3 protein-coding genes and 1 pseudogene are annotated in these 6,318 nt (G+C 35.8%); 3 read left to right on the top strand and 1 reads right to left on the bottom strand.

What is annotated here, in order from left to right:
• The first annotated feature begins 217 nt into the window (after positions 1 to 217).
• The gene (locus MUW73_RS01100) at positions 218 to 1,351 is read left to right on the top strand and encodes an ankyrin repeat domain-containing protein (protein ID WP_243018307.1); all 1,134 of its coding nucleotides are present in this window, start codon (positions 218 to 220) and stop codon (positions 1,349 to 1,351) included.
• 443 nt (positions 1,352 to 1,794) lie between these two features.
• Here the strand turns inward: MUW73_RS01100 and MUW73_RS01095 are convergent.
• Positions 1,795 to 2,380 (bottom strand): annotated as a pseudogene (locus MUW73_RS01095) (transposase); the annotation flags it as partial.
• Positions 2,381 to 2,918: 538 nt separating this feature from the next.
• On the opposite strand from MUW73_RS01095, the gene MUW73_RS01090 reads away from it, so the two are divergent.
• On the top strand, positions 2,919 to 4,613 hold the full coding sequence (locus MUW73_RS01090; protein ID WP_243575166.1) for a hypothetical protein: 1,695 nt from the start codon (positions 2,919 to 2,921) through the stop codon (positions 4,611 to 4,613).
• A 121-nt stretch (positions 4,614 to 4,734) separates the two neighbouring features.
• Complete coding sequence (locus MUW73_RS01085) at positions 4,735 to 6,138, top strand: sodium:solute symporter family protein (protein ID WP_243018310.1); 1,404 nt, start codon at positions 4,735 to 4,737, stop codon at positions 6,136 to 6,138.
• The last annotated feature ends 180 nt before the right edge of the window (positions 6,139 to 6,318 follow it).

The raw sequence follows: 6,318 nt of genomic DNA, 5'->3' as shown, positions 1-6,318 counted from the left end.
ATATTTATTTGCAATTCTATTTATTTTTTCTTAATAATTCATTACAGGTTAATTTCAAGTGGTCAAGAAAATTTCTTTTTTCTATTACGCCCCTACTTCAAACTTTTTGACCCTTATTACAGTTAAGCAGATAAAAGAATATGAATAGCCTATGACTTGCTTATCCAAGCTATTCTGATGGGTGACCACTACATATAATTTATTAAATATCAATAGCATGAACACATATAGACGCTACAGAGCAAGCCTACTAGCTGGATTATTAATTTTAAATACCCTATCTGCTTGTACTCATACAAGGAAAGAACTGGGTATAGGTGGACTATCTATATTAGAAAATAGGAGGTATGATAGTAGGTACTGTTCGAGTTTGATAAGGATCTGGAATAGAATGAATCTACTCGGTAAAAGTTTAATGCTGATCCCCCTTGTATCGGTTGTTGGTGTCGTAGCGTATTCGCTTAGCTGCCTTATTCCAGATCAGTCAAATGCAATGAGTCCTCATAATGGAAGTCTAATTACCCCTCTACCACCCATCTCAATTGGTCAGACAACTCACAAGCCAGTAAGCAACGTGCCTTCTGACTATTTAGATACGATCGAGGATATGCTAACAGCAGGTAAAGAAAAATATGGTAATGATTCATCCACGGATCCTACTACTACTACAAGCACCACTACAGCCCCCCCTTACAATCCCGTAATAGTATCAGATCCTAATCCTACATCGACCGATCCGAGCACGAGTACTATGGCTACTACAAGTACTATGGCTACTACAAGTACTACAAGTACTACGACCACTACAGATGCACCTGATGATAAGGTAGCAGATCCTATGGTCTTAACTGAGAAGATTCTAAAAGATATTGAATGGGAACGGGATGAGTGGGGGGTAGACTATGATAATTGGTCGGTACAAACGCTGGAATATTGGTTCAACAATAAAGGCCTAAGTCCAAATGCAAGAACATCCGACGGCAAGAGTCTATTGACCCACGCAGCAATCAAAGGCAAAAAAGAAATTGTTGAATACTTAATATCAAAGAAAGCAGATATGAATGCACAATCAGGTGATGCTGATATGAATCGAACAGCCATAATGAACACCCTAGTAAGCATAAGAGAGCACAAATTGAATGATAAGATTAAACTATCTGAACTTACTAGTGTAGTTAACCTTTTAATAGACAAAGGGGCGAATATATGCTTAACGGACCAAGAGAGCAAACGTGCGCAAGACTATGCAAAGCTTATATGTGATAGTCCGTCTTATCATGTGATGAAAACTCATAATCAAGAAGTCATTGTAAGAAAATTGAAGGAAGCAGAGAAGACACAAGGATGTTAGAAGGCATAACAAATTAATTAAAATTTTATCTACTCACCCCTATGCCAGGGTACATAAAAAAAGAAAAACCGCCCCTTGTAAAAAGTTGTGATCAGAACGTAAGGCTTACAGCTGAAATAGAAAAACAGTTTGTTTGCAGCGCGCATAGCGGGCAAGTTCTGTTTTTCCAGCTGTAAACCTTACGTTCAGCAACTTTTTACCCAGGGCTTGATTTTTTGTCCACTTTTTGATCAAGCAAAAAGTAGTATAAAAATTGCTCTGTAACAGTGGACTAAATGAATACTATTACATTTGATAATCAATAAAATAGAACCCTTAAGTTGACGCTATGCCGTGAACAGATACGATTTTCAGCGCTATTTTTTTCATTTTAGATAGACCATCTATCTAAAGACATCTTATATATGATATTTAGGGACCTGTATAAGTTGTAGGCTATTGCTTCCTTGTTTAATTTCTGCAAACACATGTCTGTTATAACTATAATAAAAATTATGCCTTTTTTAGTCCAACTTGCTGCTGGATCTACGCCTTTTTGATAGCTTTCAGCTCTGGTTATAGTGTCATCTTCATAAAGATCGTAGTTTTTTTAGCTTTAGGGCATCTAGGGGTAGGGGTAATAGAAGCATCTACAACTGCTGAGCTGTTTTTGAACTAATACACTATGATCAAACAGTTGATCATTAATTATTTTCAATAACCTTGCTAAGGTTTTATGCTTGGTAAGGGCAGTTCTAAATCTACTTAATACACTACGATCTAGCACAGCACTATCCATGCTAATACCCACAAAATCTGCTAAAAGTGATACGATAATTGACTGCTTCTTCGACTGCATAGTGGCTCAATCCATACCAAGTTTGAAGCAAGAGCATTTTAAATACAATGAGTAGACTATAGGCAAGCTTGTCTGACAAACGTAAGCCTTTAGGATCATGTAAGCGGAGTTCTTTTTCTACAACTGACCAATTAACTAGCTTGTTGATTTGATCTAAAAGGGTGCTTGCACTTACGCCTATTATCTGAAATATCTGAAAAACTTAGTTGGTTAGTTTACTTGAGCACCATAAGAATACTATTAAAATTTTAAGCATAAATACCAAAACAATCAGCCGATTGCAACTATTTTTAGCCTATTTTTAAAAATAAAAGCCGCTTTTTATGTCAAAATCTTAACGGCCTATTGCAAAGGCCTCGGATTACAACTGTAAAAACAGAATCCACCCTTCAAATTCCATTTTAACTACTTTTCTATTTCAGCTGTAAGGGTCACTTTCTCAGCGCAACTATTTTACAAGGGGCATTTTTGGGTCCACTTCTGCCACAGTAGTTAATAGACACCTACAATTTAATTATTGCTTTTTTAATAAAAATTTAATATTATCATAACTTTCTGATATTTACTAATAAATAAAAACAATTAGTTATTTTAGTTATTTAAATAAGCTTGATTTAGTTAATAAACAAGAATTAAAACCCTACTTAAGAATCAATTATATATTGTATTATACAATATTTATTCTATTGATTTTTAATACAAAATGTCATTTAACTTAACTATTGACTTATGTACCGTACAAAAACATATCTCTATATTCCTCGTTTAATAGCAGTTATCTGTATGGGAATAGTATCGTTTATTACGACTGCTTGTAACAGATATAATCGTATCTACAGCAACATTAGTACGAAAGATACCAATGATCTAACCAACCCAGGAGCAATTAAAAGCAACGTAGTATTGGATAGCCCCCTATTTGCTGCATTTAAAGCAAACCCTGGAATGCTATTTAGTAAGCTAATACGTCAACATGATTACAAAAATCTAAAAGAGATTTTAGAAAATGCAGCATCTTCGGCCACTATGATTCCTGGTGATCAGATATATCAAATGTTAGTGCAAGTCATCACTTCATACGAGCACGAGGAAAAAGATAGACCTAGCTATGTAGAAGAGCTGTTGAACGAATTATTTAAGATACTTCGTAAGTCTAGTGTCGACATCAAGAAAGTTTTTTCAAAACAATATGACAAGGAAAAGAACACAATTATGCATTTAGCAGTTGATACGGGTAACGTAGACATAGTAAAATGCTTAGTAGAGTGGTACGCTCAAGAGGGTACTACTAATAACCATAGTAATAACAACCAGCTTGATCAAATCAATATTTGTAATATACAAAATGATTTGGGCGAAACGCCACTCTTTAGGGTGATGAAAGCCCGCTTTAATCTCCTATTGATATGCGAAAGTCATAAATGTAAAGATGGAGCATGTAAGGATTTTATGGATGAAATCGCGAGGGGCAGTCATGAATCTATTAATGAATCTAAGGCTTTTCACTCTCCAATCAAGGTCAAGTATGAATATCATGAAGACAAAGACAAAGACAAAGACAAAGACGAATGTGAGGCCCATGATCATGCATTAGATATGATAATAAGAAGAGAAAAAATCATCTTATACCTGCTAGAATTAGGCGTTCCTGCGTTTGAAAAGATAGGCTGTAAAGTAACATATCCTCCTAATTTTTTTATTAGTTATGACGATGAAAATTTTATTATCGAGATGATTGATGCTATACAAAAAGCAAAAAAAAATAATCAACCTGCCTCAGAAGAGCTATTATCTTTAAATCAGCAAGACAAACCTTTACTTTTCTACGGAGTTCTGTGCCGCCATTATAAAATGGTAGCACGCCTATGTGAATTAGGCGCTTGTCCTATATCGTTTAACCGTGTTGACTCCAATCAAGAAAGCATTCCCGCTCTTTTCTGTGCCGTTGCATTCCGTAATATAAAAATGGTAGAATGTTTATTAAAAGCACAATGTATCGAAAGTGGTACATGTAACATAAATGGGAAAAGCAAAGATGGTATAACAATAATGGATGTAGCAAAATCACGCGATGGATGTGGCATATGTCTCAACTTAAAAAATTACTGCCAAGAATATAAAGCACAACTCGACACCCAAATTATCGATCGATGGGACTGGACCCCTAAAGATAGGATAATAAAACTACTAGAGCAGGCTATTCATGATCAATCAACAAAGAAAAAAAATGGTAAAAGAAAATGTGATGATAAACCATGTAAAAAGCAAAACATTTCATATAAAAATAGCCAAAACCTTAGTAGACCACCTTCGAGGCCTGATACAGCTTTTTCTTGCAGTTCATTTGCTTCAACTGGGAGCCCAACTATAGGAGGATCAATCAATTCTTTATGCATATCTGTTGATTATCGAAAATTGAAATAGCCTAATAATTGTACAAAAAAGTTAAACATTTTTTCATCAATAAGTTAAACATATATTTATATTAGTTATGTTCTTTGATATTCCTTTATTTTTCATGATAACTTTTTTGTTATCTACTGCCGTGATAGTTTTTTATTCTATTGGTAAGTTTACTTCTTTTCGAGTCTATGCTGTAGGTAATCGACAATTTTCTACGGCTAGTTTGGTAGCTACTTCATTGGCCACTTTTTATGGTGGAGCCACCTTCATTATTAGTATCACTAATTTTTCTTTGGATCCGTTGTGGATCATGTGGCGATTGCTCGGTATTTTTATTCCTTTCTTTATACTTAGTTGCTTAAGCGTAAAGATGTCTAAATTTATCTATCATATCTCTATGCCCGAGACAATGGCTCGTGTATATGGTAAATACCCAAGGATTATTACGGCTTTAATGAGTGTTTTCCTATCTATTACCCTTGTTGCTACGCAACTCCATATACTATCAGAAGTGATAAGTAGCTGTATAAACTCAGTTAATCCAATATTTGTTACTATGCTGGCTGCCATACTACTTGTTGTCTACACTATACTGGGTGGTAGCCGTGCCGTTGTCTTGACAGATATATGGCAATTCATCACTTTTGTGACCCTGATTTGTCTTTTAGGATGGTTTATGTTTACACAAACAGGTCGTTCAATTAAGGAAACAATTGCTCTTATAACTACGCACAAAGAATTTGGATGGAGTGAACCATTGCTTAAGCGACAGAAGTTAGCCTTTACATTCCGCTACCTGGCCTTTATATTTGCCTTTATAGAACCTGGTTATATGCAGCATATTTATATGGCCGCTCAGCCTACTCAAGCCAAAAAAGCTTGTTTATATGCTGGTGTAGTTGGTTGTATAGTTATGATATGTTGTATTGTGACTGGTACATTCGCTTTTCTATGGCTCCCACCAGATCTACCACGACAAGAAAGCTTGCATTATCTATTGACCCATATTTCTCCCTTATGTAAAGGGATATTCTGTACTTGTTTATTAGCTCTTACGATGTCTACGGCTGATTCTAGGCTCCATATCTCTGCAATTATGATAAGCTATGATATAGTACCTGTAATACTTCCTCTACGACTTAGAAAAAAACTCTCCTGTATGGACCATTATAAAATAGCTTATATAGCTATATTACTGATTGTTACATTGAGTATTCTCTTGTGTTTACATATCCCTTATTTTTTCTCCTTACGTTGTTTGACTGACTGGATTAACCGGCTTTATATCCCCATGGTAGCTGCCCCATTTATTTTAGCTGTTTTAGGCTTTCGTACCAGCTCAACTATTGCGTTAATTGGTATGGCTACAGGTGCCTTAGCTGTTTCCGCCTGGCGCAAATGGATTGCTTGTATATTACGGACAGACAGTAGTTTTTTTCCTTGCGTATTAGTTAGTGGCCTAACTATGTTAGCCCTACACTATGTATGGACACGGTCAAAGCGTAAAAGAAAGGGCTCTAAAGTGAGACATCAACTATCTGGCTAGCACTGTGGCAGCAACAAGGTATAGCCCGGTCAGTTTATTAGCTGATTGGCAAATTAGTAGTTTCCGTTCACCACTATGGCTTATGCTAGGAAAAAAACGCGCCCTTTGAAAAAAGTGCGATCAGCAAGCGCAGTTTACAGATGAAAAGAAAAACAGTTGCCGGGATGGATTGCAGAGAGG

This window comes from Candidatus Cardinium sp. cByotN1 (assembly GCF_022810525.1).
Lineage (GTDB): Bacteria > Bacteroidota > Bacteroidia > Cytophagales > Amoebophilaceae > Cardinium.
The sequence above is the reverse complement of the archived record's forward strand: the minus strand, read 5'-3'. Positions and strand labels throughout refer to the sequence as shown.